Origin of the sequence: Caballeronia sp. GAFFF2 (genome assembly GCF_023631485.1) — a bacterium.
Taxonomy (GTDB): Bacteria; Pseudomonadota; Gammaproteobacteria; order Burkholderiales; family Burkholderiaceae; genus Caballeronia.
Genome location: NZ_JALQDA010000035.1, coordinates 624,389 through 649,737, shown reverse-complemented (window position 1 = coordinate 649,737; position 25,349 = coordinate 624,389). Strand labels below are relative to the sequence as shown.

20 protein-coding genes are annotated in these 25,349 nt (G+C 61.2%); 6 read left to right on the top strand and 14 right to left on the bottom strand.

Annotated features, from left to right (window positions below; all coding sequences use genetic code 11):
* Positions 1–71 precede the first annotated feature (71 nt).
* A complete protein-coding gene (locus NCT04_RS29055; RefSeq protein ID WP_250469289.1) occupies positions 72–1,373 on the top strand; it encodes an MFS transporter in 1,302 nt (433 codons plus the stop codon).
* Between the two features lie 9 nt (positions 1,374–1,382).
* Here the strand turns inward: NCT04_RS29055 and NCT04_RS29050 are convergent, their stop codons facing one another.
* From NCT04_RS29050 to NCT04_RS29020, 7 genes are all read right to left on the bottom strand, one after another.
* A complete protein-coding gene (locus NCT04_RS29050; protein ID WP_250469287.1) occupies positions 1,383–2,294 on the bottom strand; it encodes a LysR family transcriptional regulator in 912 nt (303 codons plus the stop codon).
* A gap of 98 nt (positions 2,295–2,392) precedes the next feature.
* Positions 2,393–3,697: an MFS transporter gene (locus NCT04_RS29045; RefSeq protein WP_250469286.1), complete on the bottom strand. Its 1,305-nt coding sequence runs from the start codon at positions 3,695–3,697 to the stop codon at positions 2,393–2,395.
* 32 nt (positions 3,698–3,729) lie between these two features.
* Positions 3,730–4,650 (bottom strand): amidohydrolase family protein, encoded by a 921-nt coding sequence (locus tag NCT04_RS29040; protein ID WP_244830862.1) that lies wholly within the window; start codon positions 4,648–4,650, stop codon positions 3,730–3,732.
* A complete protein-coding gene (locus NCT04_RS29035) occupies positions 4,647–5,585 on the bottom strand; it encodes an amidohydrolase family protein (RefSeq protein WP_250469284.1) in 939 nt (312 codons plus the stop codon). The genes NCT04_RS29040 and NCT04_RS29035 overlap by 4 nt, the downstream gene beginning before the upstream one ends.
* The gene (locus NCT04_RS29030) at positions 5,582–6,883 is read right to left on the bottom strand and encodes an MFS transporter (RefSeq protein ID WP_250469282.1); all 1,302 of its coding nucleotides are present in this window, start codon (positions 6,881–6,883) and stop codon (positions 5,582–5,584) included. The genes NCT04_RS29035 and NCT04_RS29030 overlap by 4 nt, the downstream gene beginning before the upstream one ends.
* A gap of 46 nt (positions 6,884–6,929) precedes the next feature.
* Positions 6,930–8,297, bottom strand: coding sequence for an NAD(P)H-dependent oxidoreductase (locus tag NCT04_RS29025; protein ID WP_250469280.1), 1,368 nt, complete (start codon positions 8,295–8,297; stop codon positions 6,930–6,932).
* Positions 8,298–8,349: 52 nt separating this feature from the next.
* The gene (locus NCT04_RS29020) at positions 8,350–9,702 is read right to left on the bottom strand and encodes a GntT/GntP/DsdX family permease (RefSeq protein WP_250469278.1); all 1,353 of its coding nucleotides are present in this window, start codon (positions 9,700–9,702) and stop codon (positions 8,350–8,352) included.
* A gap of 401 nt (positions 9,703–10,103) precedes the next feature.
* Here NCT04_RS29020 and NCT04_RS29015 point away from each other — a divergent pair, with 401 nt between their 5' ends.
* A complete protein-coding gene (locus tag NCT04_RS29015) occupies positions 10,104–10,820 on the top strand; it encodes a GntR family transcriptional regulator (RefSeq protein WP_244830867.1) in 717 nt (238 codons plus the stop codon).
* Between the two features lie 30 nt (positions 10,821–10,850).
* Positions 10,851–12,458 carry an acyl-CoA synthetase gene (locus NCT04_RS29010; RefSeq protein ID WP_250469276.1) on the top strand — a complete coding sequence of 536 codons (1,608 nt, stop codon included), beginning with the start codon at positions 10,851–10,853 and terminating at the stop codon, positions 12,456–12,458.
* Positions 12,459–12,468: 10 nt separating this feature from the next.
* Here the strand turns inward: NCT04_RS29010 and NCT04_RS29005 are convergent, their stop codons facing one another.
* Positions 12,469–13,380 (bottom strand): LysR family transcriptional regulator, encoded by a 912-nt coding sequence (locus NCT04_RS29005; RefSeq protein ID WP_459905181.1) that lies wholly within the window; start codon positions 13,378–13,380, stop codon positions 12,469–12,471.
* A 73-nt stretch (positions 13,381–13,453) separates the two neighbouring features.
* Here NCT04_RS29005 and NCT04_RS29000 point away from each other — a divergent pair, with 73 nt between their 5' ends.
* The gene (locus tag NCT04_RS29000) at positions 13,454–14,230 is read left to right on the top strand and encodes an NAD(P)H-dependent oxidoreductase (RefSeq protein ID WP_250469274.1); all 777 of its coding nucleotides are present in this window, start codon (positions 13,454–13,456) and stop codon (positions 14,228–14,230) included.
* 51 nt (positions 14,231–14,281) lie between these two features.
* On the opposite strand, the gene NCT04_RS28995 is transcribed toward NCT04_RS29000, so the two are convergent.
* Positions 14,282–16,435, bottom strand: a complete 2,154-nt coding sequence (locus tag NCT04_RS28995) for a hypothetical protein (RefSeq protein WP_250469273.1) — start codon at positions 16,433–16,435, stop codon at positions 14,282–14,284.
* Positions 16,436–16,976: 541 nt separating this feature from the next.
* Complete coding sequence (locus NCT04_RS28990; protein WP_250469272.1) at positions 16,977–17,507, bottom strand: hypothetical protein; 531 nt, start codon at positions 17,505–17,507, stop codon at positions 16,977–16,979.
* A 455-nt stretch (positions 17,508–17,962) separates the two neighbouring features.
* Between NCT04_RS28990 and NCT04_RS28985 the strand changes: the two genes are divergently transcribed.
* Positions 17,963–19,819 carry a tannase/feruloyl esterase family alpha/beta hydrolase gene (locus NCT04_RS28985; protein ID WP_502800706.1) on the top strand — a complete coding sequence of 619 codons (1,857 nt, stop codon included), beginning with the start codon at positions 17,963–17,965 and terminating at the stop codon, positions 19,817–19,819.
* Positions 19,820–19,864: 45 nt separating this feature from the next.
* Here the strand turns inward: NCT04_RS28985 and NCT04_RS28980 are convergent, their stop codons facing one another.
* Genes NCT04_RS28980 through NCT04_RS28965 form a run of 4 tightly spaced genes read right to left on the bottom strand, consistent with a single transcriptional unit; the run spans position 19,865 to position 24,148 of the window.
* Complete coding sequence (locus NCT04_RS28980; RefSeq protein ID WP_284503468.1) at positions 19,865–20,770, bottom strand: ABC transporter permease; 906 nt, start codon at positions 20,768–20,770, stop codon at positions 19,865–19,867.
* 1 nt (position 20,771) lies between these two features.
* Complete coding sequence (locus NCT04_RS28975; protein ID WP_250469270.1) at positions 20,772–21,686, bottom strand: ABC transporter permease; 915 nt, start codon at positions 21,684–21,686, stop codon at positions 20,772–20,774.
* Between the two features lie 44 nt (positions 21,687–21,730).
* Entirely contained in the window at positions 21,731–23,044 is a 1,314-nt protein-coding gene (locus NCT04_RS28970; RefSeq protein WP_250469269.1) for an ABC transporter substrate-binding protein, read from the bottom strand.
* A gap of 48 nt (positions 23,045–23,092) precedes the next feature.
* Complete coding sequence (locus NCT04_RS28965) at positions 23,093–24,148, bottom strand: ABC transporter ATP-binding protein (RefSeq protein WP_244830875.1); 1,056 nt, start codon at positions 24,146–24,148, stop codon at positions 23,093–23,095.
* 251 nt (positions 24,149–24,399) lie between these two features.
* On the opposite strand from NCT04_RS28965, the gene NCT04_RS28960 reads away from it, so the two are divergent.
* Entirely contained in the window at positions 24,400–25,338 is a 939-nt protein-coding gene (locus NCT04_RS28960; RefSeq protein WP_250469268.1) for a polysaccharide deacetylase family protein, read from the top strand.
* Positions 25,339–25,349: the final 11 nt, after the last annotated feature.

Below are 25,349 nucleotides of genomic sequence, written 5' to 3'. Positions count from 1 at the left end.
GCAATGACCCAGCGGCATGCGTGCCATACGAGCATGCCGTGATAAAGCGCTAAAAAATACAGGAGACAAGCATGGAAGCGCTATACGGAGATCAGGCCGTCAAGGAAACGGATGCTGGCCGCATCTATGGCAGGGCTTACTGGCGGCTCTTGCCGTTGCTCTTGATCTGCTATCTCGTGGCATATCTGGACCGTGTGAACGTTGGCTTCGCGAAGTTGCAGATGCTCGATGCACTCGGCTTCGACGACGCCATCTATGGCCTCGGCTCGGGCATCTTCTTCGCCGGCTACTTCTTCTTCGAGGTTCCGAGCAATCTCGTGATGCGCAAGGTCGGCGCGCGCCGCTGGATTGCGCGCATCATGCTCACGTGGGGTGTCATTTCTGCGGCGATGGTCCTCGTCAAGACGCCGACCATGTTCTACATTGCGCGCTTCATGCTTGGTGCCGCCGAAGCAGGCTTCGCACCGGCGATCATGTATCTGCTCACGCTGTGGTTTCCCGCGCGCTACCGCGGTCGCGCAATGTCCATCTACGTGATGGGCGCGCCGCTCGCGTTCGTCGTCGGCGGGCCGATTTCCGGCTATATCCTGCACGCGTTTTCAGGTAACGACCAGCTAGCCCCGTGGCAATGGCTTTTTCTGATCGAAGCGCTGCCCGCCATCGTGCTCGCCTTCGTCGTGTTGCGCTTTCTTGACGACGATCCCGCCAAGGCGCGCTGGCTTTCGGACGACGAACGCAATCTCGTGCTCGCCGACATTCGCGCGGAAAACGCCAGCAAGATCGACTATACGAGCGTGCGCGGCTTTCTCGGCAACAAGAAATTGTGGGCGTTCTGCGCGATCTACTTCTGCCTCATCATGGGTCTTTATGCGCTCGGTTTCTGGATGCCCTCGCTCGTCAAGCGCAGCGGTGTCGCCGACCCGTTCGCCATCGGACTCTATACGGCCGTGCCGAACATCTTTGCGGCGATAGCGCTTTATCTGTCGAACCGCAGCGCCGATCGCACCGGCGGCAGGCGCATCCACTTCGCGGCGTTCATGGTGATCGGCGCGGTTGGACTTGCCGTAAGCATGTGGTTGTCGGCGGGGCCGCTCGTGACGGTAGCTTGCCTGTCGGTCGCCGCAGCGGGCGTCTATTCGTGCATCGCGCTGTTCTGGGCCTTGCCGACAAGTCTCTTCGTGGGAGCATCGGTGGCGGCAGCGTTGGCGTTCATCAATTCAGTGGGCAATATCGCGGGCTTCATGTCGCCGTATCTCGTAGGCTTGCTCAACGTGTGGCTTGGACACGCGGAAGTCGGCATGTATGTGATCTCCGCATTCCTCGTGCTCGGCGCCTGCATGACGATGCGCTTGCCTCGAACATTGGACAAATGACGCGTTGCTTCAGGCGGCCCATGGCGGCCGCCGGAGCTTATCCGCCACGTAATCAATAAACGCACGCACGCGCGGATGCAAAGTCGAATCGCGCGGATACAGCACATAGATCGCGGTTTCGTCGCTCGATTGAAAGTCGGTGAGCAAAGGCACGAGCATGTTGCTGCGAATGGAAGGCAACACCATGTGTTCAGCCATCCGCGTAATGCCCACGCCTGCAAGACACATATAAACCGAACTCACGCCGCTGCTCGTCTGAAAGTTGCCGTTGATGAGCATGGACGTGCGCTCGCCGCCGACCATGAAAGGCCAATGGTTGAGATGGTCCATCGGCGGTTCCCACATCAGGCAGTTGTGTCGGGCGAGTTCCGCGGGTGTCGAGGGTACCCCATGTCTGGCGATATACGCAGGCGACGCCGTGACCACTCGCTGCAGATGACATAGCTTGCGGCTCACGAGATTCGAGTCCTGCAAATTGCCCATGCGGATAGCGACATCGAACCCTTCTCCGATGATATCGGCGAGCGTATCCGAAAGAGAAAGCCGCACGCGCAGGCCCGGATAACGTTCGAGAAATGCCGGAATGAGCGGCACGATCTGATCCATGCCGAACGACGTAGCCACGGTCACGCGAATATCGCCGGACATGTGCTGGCCCGCGCGCGAGAGTTGTGCTTCGCCGCTTTCGAGTTCTTCGAGAATGCGCTTGCAGAGCGCGAGATACTGCGTGCCCTCCTGCGTCATCTGAAGGCGACGCGTGGAGCGCCTCAAAAGCGATACGCCGAGCCGCTTCTCCAGCGCGGATACAGTGCGGCTGACGTAAGGCTGCTGCAAATCGAGCGCGAGCGCCGCAGCTGTGAAACCGCCCGTCTCGGCGACGGCCCTGAAGATCCTCATCTCGGTGAGGCGTTCGTCCTTCATGCTGTCACGATGCCTGGGGAAACAGGCATCGTAGCGTGCCTCGCTGGCAGGGCCTATCGGGGAAGGCACGGACATCCGGTCTGTGCCTTCCGGCTGCCTCAACTCCTCACCCCCACCCCCGCCGCCCCAACTCCACTACGCCCACGCAACACACACCCCACCGCCACCGCGCCGACCAACAAACCCGCCGCCACGACGATCAACGCCACATCCGTGCGTCCCGTCACGTCCTTGAGATAGCCGATCATATAGGGCGACACGAAGCCCGCGAGATTGCCGATGGAGTTGATCATCGCAATGCCCGCTGCCGCCGTCACGCCGGTGAGAAACGCCGTCGGCAAGCTCCAGAACAACGCGGGAATCGACAGCACGCCCATGTTGGCGATGCACAGCGCGATCACGCCCAATACCGGCTGGTTCTGCCACACGACGCACAACGCAAAGCCAAGCGCGGCCATCGAGAACGCGGCAATCAGATGCCACTTGCGTTCCTTGCGACGATCCGCCGAGAATCCGAACGCCAGCATGCTGATGATCGCGCACACGCCCGGCAACGCCGTGAGAAGCCCGATGGTGAACGGATCGGCCACGCCCATCTTCTGCACGAGCGTCGGCATCCAGAAGCTGATCGCGTACAGCCCCATGTTGTAGACGAAATAGATCAGCACCAGCGCCCAGATGCGTCCATGACCCAGCAGGCTCATGAAGCCATGCGCGATCTTGTCGCGATTCTCCGCCGCAAGCACCGCGCTCAGATGCGTCTTCTCGCCATCGGTCAGCCACGTGACGCGGCGAATATCCTCGCTCATGCGGAAGTAGATATAGATGCCGAGGAGTATCGTCGGAATGCCTTCGCACAAGATCAGCCACTGCCAGCCGCGCATGCCGCCGACGCCCGACAGAAAGCCGAGAATCGAGCCGGACACGAGTCCGCCGATGACGCCCGACGATGCCAGCGCGATATAAAACACGCCCCATGCGCGTCCGCGTCGCGCCGCCGGATACCACTGGCTCATGTAATAGATCGCGCCCGGAATGAAGCCCGCTTCGGCGAGACCCAGCAGAAAGCGCATGACATAAAACTGCGTCGGCGTGCGGATGAAAATGGTCGCGCACGAAAGCAGGCCCCACGTCACCATGATTCGCGCAATCCAGCGTCGCGCACCCACGCGATGCAAGATTACGTTGCTCGGCACTTCGAGCAGAAAGTAACCGAGAAAAAAGATGCCCGCGCCGAAGCCATACACGGCATCGCTGAAATGGAGGTCGCTCGACATCTGCAGCTTGGCGAACCCCACGTTCACGCGGTTCAAATAGGAAAAGAAAAATCCAAGCATCAGCACGGGCAGAATGCGCAGGGATATCTTTCTGAAAAGCCTGTTTTCGTCGATGGCGGGCGTCATGTCAGTCTCCTTGATTTCGTGCGGTCATGTTTTTATTCGACGCGATAGAAACGTCGCGCGGTCCCTTCGAACAACGCGCGTAAATCGGTTTCGGTGGCTTGCGGCAAGGCGCCGAGCACATCGGCGACGATCTCCGTGAAGCTCGCCGACAAGTTACCCACCGGCAGATTGCTCGCGAACATCGAACGCTCGTAGCCGAATAGATCGACGGCTTCGCGAATCACGCGGCGATTGCTCGCGCTGTCCCACGTGCCGTTCGGCAAGCCGAGTTCTGATACCTTCAGATAGACGTTCGGACACGCCGCGAGCTTCTCCATTCCACGGCGCCAGATCGCGACGCCTTCGTCCGATCGATCGAGCGGCAAGCCGAGATGGTTCGTGACGATAGGCGTCTTCGGGAATGCACGCGCCACTTCCGCCGCTTCTTCCAAGTGCCAATACGGCACGCGCAAGTCCCACGAGAAGCCGTACTTATCGAGTAAAGCGAGACCCGCAAGCCATGCTTCGTCTTGCATCGTGCCCGGTTGGCCCGCAACGGATTCATGCGGACCGCTGGAGATTTCAGGCTTCGAGCGCACACCGCGCGCGAGCGGGCTGTTTGCATGACCTGCGAGAATCGCATCGCAATCGGGCTGCACGAAGAACACATGGCCGACGATCGCGCTGGGTAATCCCGTTTTCGCGTTGAGCGCGGTGAGCCAGTCGGTTTCGCGCACTTGTTGCTTGCGCGAACGCTCCGCTTCCACATGCACGGTGCCGATCACGTTGAAGCCGGCCGTCGCCTGGCGATACTGCGGCGGCAAAAAGTCCTGACACATTCGGCGATAGTCGCCGAGGAAGAAGGCGTCGTCGTACTCGTTCGTGAGCCAGGGAAAGTCGCCGTCCGACAAGTCCCAGAAGTGATGATGCGCATCCAGTATCGGCAGGTCGAAGCCGAGCGTGTTGGTGGTCATCGCGATGTCCTTGCGTGAGTGCCGCGTGCGTTGTCGTCGAGCCCTTCCGGGCGATAGATGCGCACGGCCGTATCGTGAAAGAAAGCCTCTTGATCCGCGCGCGGCCAAGCGCGCACCAATTCGGCAAAGCCGCGTAGCAGACCGTCGAGCGAGATGAACATGCCATCCACGGGGAAGTTGCTGCCGAACATGAGACGCCCGGCGCCGAAGACTTGATGAAGCGTATCGAGCACTGGCTGGTTTGCGGCCACGCTCCACGGCTTGCCCGCCTCGCACAGCCCCGACACCTTCACGGCCACGTTCGGCAGACGCGCGAGTTCTTCCAGCGCCAGGCGCCAACCCGTAAGCGTCGCGTTCGATCTATCGCCGGGCACGCCCGCATGATTGACGATGAGCGTGGTGTGTGGAAAATCGCGGGCGAGCTGTGCCGCTTCGGACAGTTGCCGCCACGACGCCTGCAAGTCGAAGTGCAGGCCGTATCGTTCGAGCAAGGCATAGCCGCGCCGCCAGCGTTCGTCGGACATGAGCGTGCGGCCATCCTTGTCCGGTGCGCCCGGCTTGTGACGCACGCTGCGAACGCGAGCCACGCGGGCTTGCGCGGACAACACGTCGTCCACGTCGGCGCGGTCGAGCCACGCTTGCGCCACGATCGCGTTGGGGCGACCCGTCTCTTCGGCAAGCTCGCGGACATAGCGCGTTTCGCCAAGCGGATCATCCGGGTTCCACTCGGCTTCGACATACACGCTGCCGATCACGCGATGCCCCGCCGCATCGCGTAGATAGTCCGATGGCAGGTACGTCTCTTTGATCGGCGTGTAGTCGCCGTAACGATGTTCGATCAGCACGCCCGGCATGAGCCACGGATAGCGATTCGCTTCGAGGTCCCAGAAGTGCTGATGCGCGTCGATGATCGGCCCTTCGTACAACTCGTTCATGCGCGCGCTCCCGGATCGTTGCGGCCGAAATCGATAAAGAGCGAGCCGACGAGATAAGCGAACGCCGCCGCAGCGAAGAACAGGATGACCGCCGTGAAACCGCCTGTCATATCGACGATCACGCCCACGACGATAGGCACGATGATCGCGCCGCCCGTGCCCGCGAAGTTCATCACGCCGCCGACGAGGCCGACTTGCTCGCGCGGTGCGAGCATCGCGGGAATGAGCCAGTACAGGCCGCCCCACAAGTGAAAGAACACGCCGAGCGACAACACGGCGACCGCGAGCCGGATATCCGCCACGAACGGCAAAGCCAGCAGACAAAGAAGCGACATGCCGCCCGACACGCCGAAGAGGATCTTGAACGCCGTCTTGCGTGCGAAATGCCGTTGCAACCAGTCGGCTGTCACGCCCGACAGAATCTCGCCGACCGCGCCCGCGAGAAAAATGATGAAGGTCGCGAAGCCCATGCTGCGGATATCGAGCCCGCGTCCCACCGACAAATAGTTCGGCCCCCAGGTCACAAGGCCGAAGAACACCATCGCCCAACCGACACGGCCCACCACCATCGCCGAAATGATGCCGCGTGACAGCGGCGCCATCTTCGCGCTAGGGGCTTCGCCAGCAACGAGCTTCTGCTCGCGGATATACGCGACTTCCGCCTGGTCGATACCCGCGTGCCGCTCGGGCGTCTCGCGCAGCATGCGATAGACGACGAGACCGAAGACGATCGTCACCGCTCCCACGATCAGGAACGCCGAACGCCACGATCCCGAGAAGCCGATCAGCGCGCTGATGAGCAGGCCACCGAGCGCCGAGCCGAGCGGCGCGCCGCTATCGATGAGTGTCACGCCGCGCGCCCGTTCCGCGGGCGGCAGCCACGCCGCCGTGAGCTTGGTCGCGGCGGGCATGTAGGGCGCTTCGAACACGCCGAGACCGATACGCGTAAGCAACAGCGTCACGCCGTTCATGGCGAACGCGGCAAGACACTGGAAGCCGCCCCACAGCACCGCCGAGATGCCGATCATGCGGCGTGCGCCGAAGCGGTCGGCGGCCCAGCCAGCGGGAATCTGGAACGTGCTGTACGTCCAGAAGAACGCAGAGAGGATCAACCCCTGCATCGTCGCGGCGAGATGAAACTCGCGCACGATGGTCGGCATTGCAATGGACAGCGACATGCGGTCGATGCAGTTGATCGTATAGAGCACGAAGAGCAGCAGCACCATGCGCCAGCGGGTGGTGCAAAGAAGCGCGCGCAGCGAACTGCCCGAGGCGCTCGCGGATAAATTGGTTTGCATGTCTCCTCCTGTATGGGTCGAAAGCCCTCGTCGTATCTCAGGCCGTTTATAGCGACGGATTGCGCTTCCACGCTTCGTAAAGCGCCGAGCCTTGCAAGTCGAGCGCATCGAGCGGAACGAGGTCGCCCTGCTTTACATCGGCGAGAAGACGCTTGTTGGCCGCGAGATAGAACGGCGCCGCGACACCCGCCTTCGCGCGTTCGATAAGCAACGGCGTCGCGCCCTGAATGGTGTGATGATGACCGCCCATGGCAAGCGTCTCGCCCGCCTTGAAGTCGCGTTCGGCACGCGCCACCATTTGCGCGTGCGGCAACTGCTCCGCGCTGCCAGTCGGCTGATTGAGCAACACCGCCGAAAAAATGCTCATCGGCGTTTCGAGACCCATCAGGTGATACGGCAAGTAGATGCATGCATAGCGGCCGTTCTTGCCGACCACATGGCCCTTTTGCTTGAGCAACTCCCAGGTTTCCTCGTCCTTGCAGCGCACGATGACGAACACGCCGCCACCGAAGCTCAGATCGTCCGGACGACGCAGGCAGTTGAAGACATCGACCACGCCGGTGCGCTCTAGAATGCCGCCGTCTTCCTTCGGCACGAAGATATCGGCGAGTTCATTCAAGCGCGCGAGCGGATAGTTGAGCGCATCGGCAGCCGGCACGAAGCCGGTCGAATTGGCGACGACGTTCATCTCGCAGTAATCGGGCGTCGCGCTTTGCGGCAGCATCGAGAGCGCCTTGCTACGGGCGGCGAGCGTCGCGGCGATATCGTCGCCAGGCGTCCAGCATGCATCGAGCGAGACTTCGTGGCGTTGATCGAGATAGTCGATGGTATGCGCGTCCGGATCGTAGATGAAGTCGTACTCGCTCGACTTGCCAGCCACGATCACTTCGAAACCGAGCACGCGCGCCCACGTCACGAGGCCGATCAGATTGCTCGGCTGATCGCCGTCGGGCGTGGTGTACGTCACGCCGTTTTCGAGCGCGAGCCGGTTCAGATACGGGCCCACGACCGAATCGGTTTCCTTGGTCGCCATCGCCACGTGCACGCCGCGCTTCAATGCGTTCTCGGCGATCTGCACGCTCACTTCAGGATGCCCCGTCGCTTCCACGACGATATCGAGCTCCACGTTCTTCAACAGCAGATGGTCGCCCACCAGCGCGATACGGCCATCGGCGCGAGCGGCGCGCACGTCGTCGGCGTTGTTGCAGACGCGCGCAGTATCGTTCGCGAAGCCGAGCGATGCCAGGGCGGCGAGCGTGCCTTCGATATCGATATCGCACAGCGCGGCGATCTCGAGGCCCGGCAACGCGCGGCATTGCACGAGCAGCGAGCGGCCGAAGCCGCCTTTCGGACCGACGAGCGCCATGCGGATCGTGCGGCTGCCGAGCGACTTGAAGAGATGTTCGTAGTTCATGGCGATGTCTGTCCTTTAAGGCCTGATCTTGTGGGGAACGTGAACGGCACGTTTAGCCGATCACCGAGTTGATGAGGAGAATCACGCCGAGCGCGACGAGCGATTGAAACGAGACGAGCAGCGTCCAGGTCTTGAGCGTATCGGCGACCGAGAGGCGGAAATATTCCTTGAAAAGCCAGAAGCCCGAGTCGTTCAGATGCGAGAGCATCAGTCCGCCCGAGCTCACGGCGAGCACCAGCAGTTCGAGATTGACGCCGGGCGTGGCCGCCGCGATCGGCGCGACGATGCCCGCCGCCGTCACGGTTGCGACCGTCGCCGAGCCGATCGCGATACGGATCAGCGCCGCGACCGCCCAGCCGAGCACGAGCGGCGAGATCGACCAATGCGTGGCCCAATGCGCGATGGCGTGGCCGATATGCGTGGCGAGCAGCATCTCTTTCAGGCCGCCACCCGCGCCGAGGATCAGGATCACGGCGGCAGCGGGCGCCACGCTCTTGCCGAGGAGCTTCTGAATCTGCGGCAACGTGAGGCCGCTCTTGACGCCGAGCGACCAGATTGCGAACAGCACGGCAATCAGCAACGAGACGATAGGATCGCCCACGGTTTCGAGCAGTTCGCGCATCGGCGTGCCGGTCGGCGCGTAGTTGCGGCCGAACGTGCGGATCATCATCAGGACCGGTGGCAACAGGACCGTGATGAGCACGAGCGCGAGCGGCGGCGTGGCGCGGCCGGCTTTCTTGTCGTCGGCGGCAGCGGGCGAATAAAGACCCTCGCCTGGCGTAACCGGCAGAAAGCGCATGACGAAGGCCGTGAAGAGCGGGCCGGAGAGAATGGCCATCGGAACGGCGACGATCAGGCCGAAAAAGATCGTGCGGCCCGCGTCCGCATGTAACGCGGCAAGCGCGAGCGTCGGCGACGGGTGCGGCGGCAAGAGTCCGTGCGACACGTAGAGGCCGGCGGCCATCGGAATGCCGACGGCCATCAGCGGACTTTTCGTGCGATGCGCGATAGCGTAGACGAGCGGGACGAGCATCACGAAGCTCACATCGAACAGATGCGGCAAGCCGATGAGCAGCGACGCCGCGCAAATGGCCGCCGGGATCCAGCGCTTAGAACCGAGTCCGATGAACGCATTGGCGATGCGATCCGCGCCGCCCGATTCGAGCAGCAAGCCGCCAAGCATGGTGCCGAGTCCGACCACGAGCCCCACGGAACTGAGAATGCCGCCAAAGCCTTTTTCAAAGCTCTTGATGACGGCGGTAGGCGCGAGTCCGGCCGCGCAGCCGAGAAAGCCGGCCGTGAGAATGAGCGCGAGAAACGGGTGAAGCTTGACCTTCGTGATCAGCAGTACCAGCAGAAGGATCGCGATAACGGGCGCGATCAACGTATAGAGCGAAGGCGACATGAAGTAGTGCGGCTCGAAAAGCGTGGCGCCCCGCCGGTGTCGACGAGGTTTTCATTGCGGTATACCGGACGGATGCGGCGCCCGGACGATGGAGTTATTGCCGAAAACACGGACGAACTACGCGGGCATCGGCAAGAAACCCTTATTTAACGGTGTTTTCGGTCGATTGGCATGCAGGTCTCCAAGTCGCGTTCTTTTGAATTTCGCAGGCGCCGGGCGACGTTCTGCGCTCTGTTTAATTCTGGTATACCGAAATTTAGTTCTATCGTCGTGTACCGTCAAGTGCGGGATCGCACCAAGGCGGGGCGATTGTCGGCCGCAAATCTCAGGTGACGCGTTCGCTGGTAAAGTGGCATACCAGAGCGGCCGAGGATTTCACACCGCGACGAGGGAACAAGCAAATGAAGGATTTAGACGACGAGCAGGAAGGCTTCGACGGTGCCGACGAGCCGGATTCGCTGCTCTCCATGCAGATTGCGCAACGCTTGCGCACGATGATCGCGACCGACGAACTCAAGCCCGGCGAGCGCCTGCGCGAGCGCACGCTCGCCGAACGGCTGACGGTCTCGCGCACGCCGTTGCGCGAGGCGCTCAAGGAACTGGCGGGCGACGGCCTCGTCGTCGTGCTGCCTAAGCGCGGCGCGGTCGTGGCGGACCTGAGCGCGGCGGAAATCCGCGAGAAGCTCGACGTGTTGGGCGCAATCGAGGCGTTTGGCGGCGAACAGGCGTGTCGTTTAGCGACGGATGCGGAGATCGCCGAGATTCGCGCGCTCCATCACGAGATGCACGCGGCTTACGAGCGGCGCGACCGCATGAATTACTTCCGGCTCAATCAGGCGATCCACGCGAACATCATCGTGGCGGCCAAGAACGCCACGCTCACGCAAGTGCACGAGCGGCTCAACCGGCAGCTTTATCGCTATCGCTTTCAGGGTAGCGTGACGTCGGAGACGTGGCATACCGCTATCGATGAACACGAGATCATCGTGCAATTGCTCAACGCGCGCGATGGCGCGCGGCTGGGGGAATTCCTGAGGCGGCATGTGCATAGCACCTGGGAGCAGATTACGCCCGAGCGCGACCACGAAGTGAAGGAGCAGACGCTGCAACGCGTATGATCGAGGAACCCTCACCCACCACAAGAAACCATGCTGCCGTCAGGAGACACCTACGAAGCAGTCGATGCCGCCTTCACCTGGCGCATCCCCGCGCGCTATAACATCGCGCAAGACGTGTGCGACAAATGGGCGGACGGCTCGAACCGGCTCGCGCTGATCGTCGAATCGAACGATCTCTCGCAGCAACGCTATACCTTCGACGACCTGCAACGCCTCTCCAACCGCTTCGCCAACGCGCTTGCCGAACGCGGCGTGCAGCGCGGCGAGCGCGTGGCCATCTTCGTGCGGCAATCGGTCGAAGCGGCGATCGCGCATCTCGCGGCCTATCGCATGGGATGCATTGCCGTGCCGCTCTTCGCGCTCTTCGGTATCGATGCAATCGAGTTCCGGCTCGCGCATTCCGGGGCCGCCGCCGTCGTGACGGACGCCGAAGGCGCGGCGAAGATCGCGTCGATTCGCGCATCGCTGCCGGAGTTGCGCCACGTCTTCGCGACCGATGGCAGCGACGCTACGTTCTGGCCCGCGCTCGAAGCGGCATCGGAAGAAGACACTCTCGTCGATACTTCCGCGGACGATCCCGCCGTCATCATCTATACGTCTGGCACCACGGGCAAACCGAAAGGCGCATTGCACGGACATCGCGTGCTGCTTGGGCATCTGCCGGGCGTGGAGATGTCGCAGCAGTGCTTCCCGCTCGACGCGACGCTCATGTGGACGCCCGCGGACTGGGCGTGGATCGGCGGCCTCTTCGATGTGCTCTTGCCTTCGTGGCATCACGGCGTGCCGGTACTCGCGCGGCGCTTCGACAAGTTCGATGGCCACGCCGCGTTCGATCTGCTCGAACGGCATGGCGTGAGCCACACGTTCCTGCCGCCGACCGCGCTCAAGATGATGCGCGCGACGCCGCAAGCGAAAGCGCCGGCGCTCGCGTTGCGTTCGGTGGCGAGCGGCGGTGAATCGCTCGGCGAGGAGTTGCTGTCGTGGGGCCGCGCAACGCTTGGCGTCACCATCAACGAGTTCTACGGGCAGACCGAATGCAACGTGGTGCTCTCCTCGTGCGCCAGATGGTTCGAACCGCGCAACGGCGTGATCGGGCGCGCGGTGCCGGGGCACCGCGTGGCTGTCGTCGACGATTCGGGTAGGCCGCAGCCTTTGGGCACGCCCGGCAATATCGCCATTGCCGCGCCCGATCCCGTGATGTTTCTCGGCTACTGGCGCGACGAGGCCGCGACCGCGCAGAAATTTCGCGGCGACTATCTGTTGACGGGCGACCTCGGCATGCTCGACGCGGAGGGCTTCTTTCGCTTCATCGGTCGCGACGACGATGTCATCACGAGCGCGGGTTATCGTATCGGGCCGGGACCGATCGAGGACTGTCTTTTGAGGCATCCCGCCGTGCGCTTCGCGGCGGTCATCGGCGTGGCGGATGAACGGCGCACGGAGATCGTCTGCGCGGTCGTCGTGCTCAACGACGGCTTCGAACCGGGCGATGCCCTCGTGCTCGAACTGCAGCAGCACGTCCGCACGCGGCTTGCGGCACATGAATATCCGCGCGAGGTGCGCTTCGTCTCCGAATTGCCGATGACGGCGACTGGCAAGATCATCCGCAAGTCGCTGCGCTCGCAGTTCACGTCTTAGTAATCGCGCGTCATACCGAACCGGCGATGAAGTCTCGCAACCACCGATGTGCCGGATCGCGATGCACGCGCTCGTGCCAGAACATCGACATTTCATAGCCGGACACTTCGATTGGCGCATCCACCACGTGCAGCGCCGCATCGTGCTCGACTAGCCGCAATGGCAGCATGCCCACGAGATCGGTCGATGCAATCAGCGAGCGCACGAAGAGAAAATGCGGCGCGGACAGCACGACGCAACGCGCGACGCCGAGTGCCGCGAGCGCTTCATCGGTCGGACCGAAGAAGCCTCCGCCGTCCGGCGACACGATCACATGTTCGAGCGCACAGAACTGCTTGAGGCTGGGTTTCCGCTTGAGACGCGGATGCCCCTTCTTCGCCACAAGCACATAGCGTTCGGTAAAAAGCGCCTGCCGATGCAGACCCGGTGGCGCGCCTTCGGTGATATGAAACGCAAGATCGATCTCGCCGCGTTCGGCTTGTCGCGCGAGACGCGGCGGCGTGGCTTCGAGCACGGCAATGCGCGTCTGCGGTGCGGCCAGCCGCAAGCCGTTTATCGCCGGCATGAGCACGGTGGACTCGCTGTAATCGGTTGCGGCGATACGCCACGTAAGCTCCGCGCTCGCCGGCTCGAATGCCTGCTCCGGCGACACCGCGCGCGCAAGTGCTGCAAGCGCTTCGCGCAATGGCTCGCGCAAACCCTCGGCGCGCGCAGTCGGACGCATGCCGCGCGGGCCGGGCAGCAATAGCGGATCGCCGAAGATATCGCGCAGTTTCGCCAGATGCACGCTCACCGAAGGCTGCGAGAAGTTCAGCCGTTCGGCCGCGCGCGTGACGTTGTGTTCGGCGAGCAGCGCGTCGAGTGTCACGAGCAGATTGAGATCGAGTCTGCGGAGAATATTATCCATCGAAATGCCTGGCATATTGACTATTCATTTCCAATATACCTTCATCCGCACTAGTCTGGCGGTCATACGAACCCGGAGAGTTGCAGCCATGAATGTGCTGATCGTCTATGCCCACCCCGAACGCCGCTCGTTGAACGGCGCCCTCAACGACTTTACCGTGCAGCGCCTGCGCGATAACGGCCACACGGTGCAGGTGTCGAACCTGTATGAGATGAACTGGAAGACGACGCTCGACGCGAACGACGTGCGCGAGCGCAACACCGACGCGCCGTTTCATCCGAGTCTCGATTCGAAACACGCGTTCGCAAACGGCCTGCAAAGCCGCGACATCGAAATCGAACAGGACAAGCTGCGCTGGGCCGACGCATTGATCCTGCAATTCCCGATGTGGTGGTTCTCCATGCCCGCCATCATGAAAGGCTGGTTCGAGCGCGTCTATGCCTATGGCTTCGCTTACGGCGTGGGCGAACACTCGGACACGCACTGGGGCGATCGTTATGGCGAAGGCATGATGTCGGGCAAACGCGCGATGATCATCGTGACGACCGGCGGTTGGGAATCGCATTACGACGCGCGCGGCATCAACGGCCCGATGGACGATATCCTCTTCCCGATCCAGCACGGCATGCTGTTCTATCCGGGCTTCGACGTGGTGCCACCGTTCGTGGTGTATCGCACGAGCAAGATGGATGAAACGCGTTTCGGGGCCACGCGCGATGCGCTCGGAGAACGGCTAGACACCCTCTGGGACAACGCGCCGATTGCATATAGACGGCAGAATCATGGCGACTACCGCATTCCGCAATTGACCTTGCAAGACGAGCATGCTGCGGGACAGACCGGATTTGCCGCGCACGTCGAATAAAAAGAAGCGGGCTCCTTTCGCAAGAGGAGCCCGCTTTGCCTTGCACGAGGATCAGTTCGGGTCCGCGTACTTCAAGGTCCAGCTAAAGTTGCGTTGCGCGCCACCCGCAAGAGAGAACGCATTCGTCTTGCATGCGAAGTTCGAATGCAACTGGCCGACAGGCGTAGTCGACAGCGGATTGGTGACACCGTTCGCGACATCGAAATTCGACAGCGCGCAAGCATCGAAGCCGCTCGTGGCATAGCTCGTCGCGGCGCTATTGGCGTAGGTGACCGAGTTACCGTTCGCGCCCGCCGCCGTGCTTTGAAAGTCCGCGAACGAGGTAAAGTCCGTTTCCACCGCGAGCGGCGCCGCAAGGGTGGCCGAACTCAATGTGTCCGTACGCGTGATCGTGCCATGCGCGAAAGTCAGCACCGTGTGCGCTTGCAGGTCGATATCGGTCGTGTACGCCGCGTTCTTGGTCGCTTGACGGAATTTCGTTGTATCGAAGGAAACGGTCACCTGACCGTTGCTCTCCTGCACGCTCAGATTCTTGTAGTACGTCACCGGAATGTATGTCTTGCCGTTGTACGTCACTTGCGGAATCAGCAAGGCGTAACCCAGGTCGGTCGTGCCGTAGATGAGCTTGTCGGAGAACGGCACCGGATAGTACGGCGAATACGAGTTGTAGTCCGGCGCCTGACTCAGATTCAGGTTGATCACACGCTCGCCATCACGCACCGTCAGCAACGCCGCGTTATACGGATGCGCGCTGTCGCTCGGCAAGTTGTAATACGTGAGCGTGTAATGAGGCAATGCATCGCGCCATGATTTGAAATCGCTGTCGCTCATGGGGGCTTGGCCGCCGAAGCCGAGCTTGCTCCACCACGCGTTGACGTACATGTACTGATGCAGCAGGCTGAAGTTTTCGCCCATCACGCGAGGCTTGCCGCGATATGTGTCCGTGCCGCGCCCCTTCACCCACATGTTCACGGACGGCGTCGGCAGGTTCGGGTCGTACCAAAACGTGTCGAAGCGCAGCGCTGCCTTGTAGATGAACGTGTAGGCGACCTGCATCTCCTTGGCACTCAGCACGCCCGCGTTGGCTGCGGCCGTGAGAATCTCCATGAAAGCGGAATCGCCGTAAGGTCCGATCGAGCGGCCGTAGTTGAAGCCCTGCCCGTCCGGATTGATCTGCGGCAGAATCAGATCGATCGACTTGCGCAAATAGCCCTTCAATTCCGGCGTCAAATTCGCTTCGTTGCCCATCTCGAGACTGCGCTCGACCGTCTCCGCGATAAGCAGCGTGCTGTAGCGGTCGAAGCGCGCCTGATCGTAGTAGGTCGTATGCGTGTTCGATGCCTCATCCGAGAAGCCGCCCGACGAATCATTGCGGATATGCTTGGTTAGCGTGTAGAGCAGCGCATCGCGCGCGCCCATGGTCGCAACCGCCGGGTCCGAAGTGGAGACGAAGCCCGGATTGCTCCAGCCGAGCTTCTGTCTCAGCCCGGCAATGCCATATGACACCGCGTAGTAATTCTGCGCCGTGTTGAGCGAAGCCACGTCGATAGACGCGCCGCCAGCCGGGCACGTATTGTCCTTGCCGCTTGCATCGGGGCCGAACATGTCGCAGAACGTGAGGCGGCCTTGCAACGTGTTGAGCATGGCATCGCTAAAGACTTCGTTCAGCATGCCGTTCGCCTTCAAATTGTTGAGGGCGACGAGATAGTAATACTCGCCCCAGGACGTGTTCGCGTAGACGTAGTCGCCGCTCGCGGACTGCGCCATCATCGCCGTGGTTATTTTCTGATAGGTTGCGAGATAGTCGGCGTACTTGGGGTCGCCCTTCTTCTTCATGTCGATGAGGATGTAAGACAGACCGAGCGCCAGCTTGCCCGGCAGGAACTTGTCGCCCGTGTTGGTATCGAGTACATGCACGGGGCTGCCATCGCCCAGATCCATCACGACCTGAGTGAAATCCGGCGACTTGCGGATGAGGTCGAAGAGCGCGCGCATCTGGCCCATCATCGTGACGGGGACGCCGGCGCCGGCGGGCACGCTCGTGTCGTTCGCGCCGTAGACCACGGCTTGAAGCGAATTAGCCGCCACAGCGGCGGGCGGCGGCGTGGAACCATCCGATGAGTCATGGCCACCGCATGCAGCGAGGACGAGCGCCGAGAGCGTGCCGAGCGCGAACGCACGCGTGATTTGCCTGTTTCGATTCATGTTGTCTCCGTCTTTAGTTATGAATGTGGGTAGTGCGGGGGGTTTCTTTTGCGCCTCCTTTGGGCGCGTGATCGACACCGGACGTTATTTGGCCTTCCGAAGTTTTTCATCGGAATCGGTGAAGATTAAAAATGATTTGAATGAAGCCCCGAGCTTGAGTCAGCGAACTTCATCGGAAAACGTTTTCCAAATTTAGGCTTTGTAAGCCGATGCTGTCAAACGTTTTATCCAACGACCTGATAGGGGATTACCCGGCACGATCAAGGCATGGTTTTGCATGGAATCGGAGTTTCCGAAACAAAAAGGAAACCGTTTACTCATTTCTCGGCTGCGAACCAAATGTGAGCTTTCACCGCGAAGTGACGAGAAGGTCGACTTCTGCGCGAGATTGAAGAAACGCGGCATGCGGTTTCTGCCATGCCGTCTGCTTTCGCGCTGCAATAAGGGAATTTGAAACAGATAACAGCGAGACTCAATCCGCGAACGGCTCATGCGCCTCGAACGAGGCAAGCCGCTGCGGACCGATCGATAGGCTAAACGCCTAACGCACTTCCATCTTGCGCTTTACGATAAGCGCGAGCGGCACAGTGAAAAAGATATGCGACATGAATCCGCCGATGACGACAGCTGGATCATAGTAATTCGGATGATTGTCCGAAGCGATCATGATGGCGACATGCATCACTATCCACGCGAGCACGGCATAGAACAATGCGATGAACGTCGCCTCGTAGCCGCGTCGGCGAAAGTACGGCCAGACGAGTGCGAAGAGAATGCCCCAAGCAATGGCGAACACGAAGTGAATACCCGTGCCAATCACATACGCCCAAATGCCGCTCGCTTCCTGAAACGCTTTTCCGAAGACCAGCCCGGTCGCGTTACGCGGAATGCCCGCGAGGGGCATCAGATGCTGTACGCCTACCCAGATCAATGCTTCGTAGATCCAGATGACGACGGCGCCCGCCAGACCACCGGCTACACCGGCGCGTATGGCCGACGACGCGCTCGTGGGCTTGGGCGTTGCAATGCCGTTCGGAAACTGACTGCCGCTCGGATGCAGGTTGCTACTCATGGACGCTTCTCCGGAATGGTTATCAGGCGATGACGCAAGCTAGTCCCTGTGCTTGATAACGCAAAGGATGGGTAAACCACGCCCATGGGCCGGAAAATGCACGTCAGCGTGATTTGGCGCGGCGTTGCGCAGCAAGACCATGCGGTGCCCGATAAACAGATTCGATGCCTTCGAAGCGTTTTCGCATGAGTCAGGCGAAGCGTCTCGGTGAAGCCGCGTACGGCATGAAGGACGCTTTCCTTGCGTATCATTTGCCTTGCTATCTGTTTTGTTTATCGGCCACCGGAAGCGCGGTATGTCCGCTCCGCCTTGGTGCAGCATGCGGGCGCCGCAAACGTTGACGCTTTAGAGCGCCGACGAAGCAGGGTTGCCGGGTATACGCCCCCTCCCTATTGCGAAACTCTTTCGTCATCCTCCGTACTCGCTGGAAAGTGACCCGACGACCTCAGGAGACGATGATGCGATTACTCTGCAGCAACCCCGCCCTACTCAGACGATGCATCCGCACGCTTTATGCGTGGCTTGCTCTTTTGACGACATGCGTAATCATGGCGCCTCAAGCAATGGCGGCCAATTCAAGCGGTCTAGCCGACCTCCCCTCGATCCTTCCCGCGATGAACTGCGCGGCAGTCGCCACGCTCGATCTAAGCGGCGTCACCGATGGTACCGTCACCATCACCTCGGCAACGGTCCTTGCAAAAGGAACGGTCATCAGCAACCCCGGCATGCCTCCAGGCGCGACGGCTGGACCCGGACTGCCTTCCGAAGTGTGCGATATCAAGGGAACCATAGGCCCTGGCGCATCGCTCTTTGAATTGCGCTTGCCGACGCAAGGCTGGACGCAGCGCTATCTGCAAACGGGATGCGGCGGTCTATGCGGCAATCTCTCGATCAGCGCGCCGATGGCATCGACCTGCGTGCCGGTCACGAACGGCCAGATCGCCATCTCCGCCACCGACATGGGCCACGAAGGCGGCAACGATGGCGCATGGGCGCTGGATCCGAAAGCCAAGATCGATTTTGCTTATCGCGCGGAGCACGCCACGGCGCAGGTATCCAAGGCGATCATCAACAAGTTCTATGCGCGCGCTCCGAAGTACTCGTATTTCGACGGCTGCTCAGACGGCGGACGTGAGGCGCTGATGGAAGCGCAACGCTATCCCGACGACTTCGACGGCATCGTCGCGGGCGCGCCGGCCAACGATCTGATCGTGCAGAACACGTTTCACCACGGCTGGGCGGCGGCGGTCAACATCGACCAGAAGACGGGCAAGTACATTCTGCTCGCCGACAAGTTGCCGATGATCCACGCCGCCGTGCTGAAGTCGTGCGACGGTCAGGACGGCGTGACGGACGGCATCATCGACAATCCGCAGGCTTGTCATTTCGATCCCGCGAGTCTCGTGTGTGCGAAGGGGCAGCCCGACGCCACGTGTCTCACGCCCGCGCAAGCTGCGGTGGTGCGCAAGATTCACGATGGCGCGACGGATCAGTTTGGCCGTCATCTCGAACAGCCGATCGCGCGTGAATGGGGTTCGGAATTGCAATGGTCGCTCTTCGTGCCCGCGACGGACGCCGGACCTAGCGGCAGCATCAACTTCGTGATGCCGTTCCTGGCATACCTCGACTACTTCAACGACTCGCGCCCGAACGCCGCATTCAGCGATCTGAAGTTCACTGTCGAATCGTTCTGGAAGACCGTGCAGACGTCGAACTATCTCGCTGCAACCGATCCCGACCTGAGTGACTTTCATCGACGCGGCGGCAAGCTGATTCTCTGGCACGGCCTGGAAGACCAGCACATCTCGCCGCAATCGACGCTGCAGTACTACGCGAAGATGAAGGAATACATGGGCGACGAGCGCGTCGAGAAGTTCGCGAAGCTGTATCTGTTCCCGGGCGTTGCGCACTGCGGCGGCGGCGACGGTCCCAGCACCTTCGACATGCTGACGCCCGCCATGGCGTGGGTTGAAACGGGCGCCAAGCCGGGCAAGATCGTGGCATCGCTCGTCGATACGACCGGGCAGACCACGCGCACGCGTCCGGTGTTTCCGTATCCGCTGGCAGCGCGCTACACGGGCTCGGGCAGCACGGACGACGCAGCGAACTTCGTCGCGTACAACCCCGGCAACACGAACGTGAATCCGCATTGGGTCGGCGAGTTTCTCTATTCGCCGGGCTATGAAGCGTCATGCAGCGCGAACGGATCGCAACTCGTGTGCAAGGGCGGCAACCACTGGCGCGCCGCTCATACCGGTCATGACGACGACAACGGCTGGAACGACGGCCGCTGGGAGCACGATCATAGGTGATCGCACTTGATTGCGTTTGATCGCACGTGAGGAAAGCGCCGGCGCCTACTTCGAAGTCCGGCGCCTGGTCACCGCCCTCACGATCAACAAGCCGCCGACCATGACCGCCAGCGACATCAGCGTGGTCATGGTCCCGAGCGCATAGATGACCGGCGTGGTCACCGATGTCGTCAGGCCCTGCAATTCGAGCGGCAACGTATTCTGCTCGCCGATAGCCTGCGACGTCCGCGCGATTTCATCCCATGACAGCGTGAAGCCGAACATTCCCACGCCAATGACAGATGGCCCGATGATCGGCAACACTACATTCCTGAAGCTCTGCCACGGCGATGCGCCCAGATCGCGCGCCGCTTCCTCGTAAGCCGGATTGAAGCGGTTGAAGACAGCGAACATCACGAGCAAACCGAACGGCAGCGTCCACGTCAGATGTGCGCCGAGCGCGGAGGTGAAGAGGCCCATCGACGTGGTCCACGAATCCGCGAAAGAAGTAAAGCCCCACTCGTTCGCCAGATACTTGATCACGTTGTCGAGCAGACGAAACGTGAGGCCGATACCGAGCGACACGATGATCGACGGCATGATGAGACTTGCCACCGACACGTAGAACACGGCCGTATCGCCACGAAAACGCCTTCTGAAGGCGAGACCCGCCGTGACCGAGAACAGCACGGTCAGCACCGTGACCGCGAGCGCGAGCTTCACGGAGCGGCCGAACGAAGCCCAGATATCGATATCGCCCACACCCTGACGCAATTGCTCGAACCAGTGCAGCGAGACGCCGCGCATGGGAAACGTCAGACCGCCTTCGGGACCTTGAAACGAGAGAATGAAAATGGTGATGACCGGTCCATACAGGAATAGCACGAACAAGCCGAACAGCAACGCGAGCCAGTAAAAGCTGGCGGGCCGGTGCTCCCGATGTTTCTTCAATCCCGCAATGCCGCTGGCCATGTCAAAGCTCCTTCCTGATATCGACCACACGCGTGAGCGCCCACACGATCATCAGCACGACGGCCAGCAAAATGATCGCGTTGGCCGCCGCGGCGGGAAATTGCAGATAGCCCGTCTGCACCTGAATGATCTTGCCCACCGACGCAATCTGCTGTCCACCCATTACGCCCACTGTGAGAAAGTCGCCCATCACGATGGTGATGACGAAGATCGAGCCAATGACGATTCCGGTCTTCGAGAGCGGCAACACGACATCGCGGATCACCTGCCAGCCGCTCGCCCCGCCATCGCGCGCGGCTTCCAAGAGCGACTTGTCGATACGCATCATCGCGTTGAAGATCGGCACGATCATGAAGAACGTGAACAGATGCACGAACGCGAGCACCACCGAAAAGTTCGAGTACAGCAGCCATTCCAGCGGTTGATCGATGAGATGCGCGTTGATCAGCGCCTGATTCACGAGCCCGTTACGGCCGAGCAGCGGAATCCACGAGATCATGCGGATGACGTTGGACGTCCAGAACGGAATCGTGCAGAGCAAAAAGAGAATGGTCTGCATGGCCGTGGTGCGCACGTGAAACGCGAGGAAGTACGCGATGGAGAAACCGAGCACGAACGTCACGGCCCATACCATTGCGCAGAACTTGAGCGTCGACCAATATGTCTTGAAGGTCACGCAGACATCGGTGAAGGAGCTGCAACCGTCGAAGATCGCCACATAGTTCTTGAGCGTGAACGCCGGGATGATCTGATATTCGTTAAAATCCCAGAAGCTTACGATCAACGTGATCACGAGCGGCACGATGAAGAACAGCACGAAGGTGAGTGTGAGCGGCGTGGCCTGCAACCATGCGCTCACGCGCCGATGACGCTTCGGCGCTTCCTTCGCTTGCGACAGATACTCGACGGATGCCATCAGCAAATGCTCCTTGTGTGCATCATGTGAACCTCACGTGAACATCAGGCGGCGATGAACTCGTTCCACTTCTGCACCATGTAGATGTTCTCGTCCATCACCGCGTTCCAGCATGCAATGGCGCCCATGCGCTGCGTGTACGAGCCACCGTCGCGCACCGCGCCGGTCTTTTCGAGCAACTGGCCATCGGGTGCCTTGATGTCCTGCGTCGCGGGCTTGCCTTCCATCCAGTAGTCCCACTCGTAAGCCTGCATGTGCGTCTTGGCCGTCTCCGTCACGCCGGGGTAATAACCCTGGCGCATTAGATAGGCGCCCGCCCAGCCGTCCTGGAACCAGTTGACGAACTCATAGGCCGCATCGAGTTTCTTGCCTTGCAGCGAACGCGGAAAGCCGAAGCCCGACGCCCACGAGCGATAACCTTCCTTCAGCGGCTGAAACGTGCAGGCGATACCCATGGTGCGCACCTTCGTGACCGCGGGCGACCACATCGACTGAATGACCACTTCGCCCGATGCCATGAGGTTCACGCTTTCGTTGAAGTCGCGCCAGAAGGCGCGGAACTGACCTGCGCGCTTCGCTTCGATCAGCACCTTGATGGTCTGATCGATCTCGGCCTTGGTCATGTTGCCTTTGTCGCCGTACTTGACCTGACCCATTGCTTCGATGGCCATTGCCGCATCCATGATGCCGATAGCCGGAATGTTGAGCAGCGCCGCCTTGCCCTTGAATTGCGGATTCAACAAGTCGGCCCAAGTGTTGACGGGACGCTTGATGAGGTCCGGGCGAATGCCGAGCGTATCCGCGTTATACGTCGTGGGAATGAGCGTCATCCATTCGGTAGGCGTCGCGGAGAACTCCGTCGAGCGCGCGCCCTTCAAGAACATCACTTTCTTCGGGGCCGTGCCCTGATCGCCAATCTTCTTGCCATTCACTTCGCCCTTCGTGAGCACCGGCGTGATCTTGTCCGCGAGCTTGATGCGCTTCGCATCCATGCCGGCCAGCGTGCCCGCCGGAATCAGCTTCTTGAGGGAAAAGTATTCGGTATCGACGATATCGAACGAGTTGGGCTGCGTGATGATGCGCTTGGTGACGTCATCGGTCGTCACCGGAATGTATTGAATCTCGATGCCCGTGTCTTCCTTGAACTTCTTCGCAATGTCCGCGCTCTGGTTGACCGCCGTGCCGAGATAGCGCAAGGTGATCTTCTCTTGTGCATGCACGTAAGGGAACCCGGCAATGCCCGCCGTCGCCACGGCGCCCTTGATGAAAGTGCGGCGCGTGCGGCCGCGGCTTTCCAGTTCCTCTTTGGTCTCTTTGATTTCCTGAGTCGCTTGCGGACGTGCATTGTCATTGCTCATAGCCTTCCTCCTCGTTTCGGGTTTTGATGTGTTTGGCTCAAGCGCGCATCACGCCGCGAGCGGATGCGCGTTGCGTTGATCCCACCAGACGGTCACGCGCGCATCGGGGCCGAGGCGCTCGGCGTCGTAGTCGGCATCGCTGACGATAGAAACGAGTTCGGGGGAACCGTCGAGCGGCACGAGCGTCATGCGCACATGCGTGCCTTGATACTCGGCCTCGCGCACCGTGCACGCGAGTCCGCCGATACGGCTCAGTCCTCCCTCGCCCGCACTCGTGCCGGGGGTCGTGCCCTGCGGCGCGATCCGCAGATGATCCGCACGCACCGTGAAAAGCCCGCCCTTCGAACCGAGCACGTTATGGCCGCCGAGAAAGCGCGCGACGAATTCGGTGCGCGGCCGGTTGAAGACTTCGAACGGCGTGCCGCTTTGTTCGATATGACCGTGACTCATCACGACGACGAGATCGGCGAGCGCCATTGCTTCTTCCTGCGAGTGCGTGACGTGCACGAAAGTGATGCCCAGTTCTTTCTGCCAGCGCTTGAGTTCGGCGCGCATCTGCACGCGCAGGAAAGGATCGAGCGCGGAGAGCGGTTCGTCGAGCAAAAGACAGCGTGGTTCATTGAGCAAGGCGCGCGCGAGTGCCACACGCTGCTGCTGCCCGCCGGAAAGCTGCGCGGGCTTGCGGTTCGCGTAGGGCGACATGGCAACGAGTTCGAGCAGTTCGCCCGCGCGCTTTCTGCGTGCTTCCTTCGCGACGCCGCGCATCTTGAGGCTGAAGGCGACGTTATCGAGCGCGGACAGATGCGGAAAGAGCGCGTAGCTTTGAAAGACCATCGCGGTGCCGCGTGCGGCCGGCTGTTCGCGCGTGACGTTGCGCCCGCCGATCAGCACATCGCCTTCGGAAATCCACTCGTGCCCCGCGATCATGCGCAAGGTCGATGTCTTGCCGCATCCCGAAGGACCGAGCAGGCAACAGTACGCGCCGCCGGGAATGCGCAGGTCGATCGCATCGACGGCGACGGAATCCGCATAGCGCTTCGTCACGTGAACGAGTTCGATATCGGCGGCTGTCGCGTGAACCACGGTTGATGCCGGCTGAACCATGAAGGCTTGTCCTTATGAACGCGCTGACGGGAAATGGCTTGCAGCGCGAAGCCATTGCAAGACATATGCCATTTGCTGTCGTGGTTCGGCTTCATCGCATGCAACGCGTAGCGCAGCATGCGTGTCGACACGTTGGCTCGCATATTGCACACGATCGCAAGCCTCGATCGTCGGCACGTCGCGACGCGAGGCGTGTACGTTCGCGGTGCGCAACAGGTCCGCCTTGGGGCACGACGTAACCAAACCGGTTCATGCATTCATCGACAATGAGCGACTTCAATCCCGATGTACTCCGATCGCACGGCCGTTTCGACTATCAAGCGATTCATCATGGCGAGCCGTATTGCTGGCCGAACGGCGCGCGTCTCGCGGTTTATCTCGGCTTCAACCTCGAACACTTTGCGTTCGGCGAAGGACTGGGGGCCGCGCTCGGACCACTATCGCCGCAACCGGATGTTCTCAACCATAGTTGGCGCGAGTACGGGAATCGCGTGGGCGCGTGGCGTTGCATTGAATTGTTCGATGCGCTCGACATGCCCGCGGGCACGCTCATCAACACGTCGCTCTACGATCATTGCCCCGAGCTGATCGAAGCATGTGTGGCGCGGGGCGATGAACTCATCGCGCACGGTCACACGAACGCCGAGCGTCAGAGCGATTTCGACGAAGCCGGCGAGCGCGCACTGCTCGCGCACTGTCGCGAACGCATCCTTGCGGAGTCGGGCGTGATGCCGCAAGGATGGCTATCGCCGTGGATCTCGGAGACGCATCACACGCCGGACCTCCTCGCCGAAACGGGTTACGGCTACACGCTCAACTGGTGTCACGACGACCGGCCCGTGCGCATGAAAACACGTCACGGCGCGCTGTGGTCCGTGCCTTATCCGCAAGAGCTGAACGATCTGCCGATGATCATGGCGCGGCATCTCGACATGTGCGCGTTCACCGACATGATCGTCGACCAGTTCGATGAAATGGTCGAACAGACGCAACGCGCGAGCACGCCGCAGGGCCTCGTCATGGGAATTGCGCTGCATCCGTATATCGTCGGGCAACCGTATCGCTTGCGTCATTTACGGCGCGCGCTCGCGCATATCGCGGCGGCGCGCAACGACATCTGGCTCACCACGCCCGGCGCAATCGCGCGGCACATGGAACAGGCGGCGAGCACGGCCGCGCGCGCCGCATGAGCTCGCCGCGC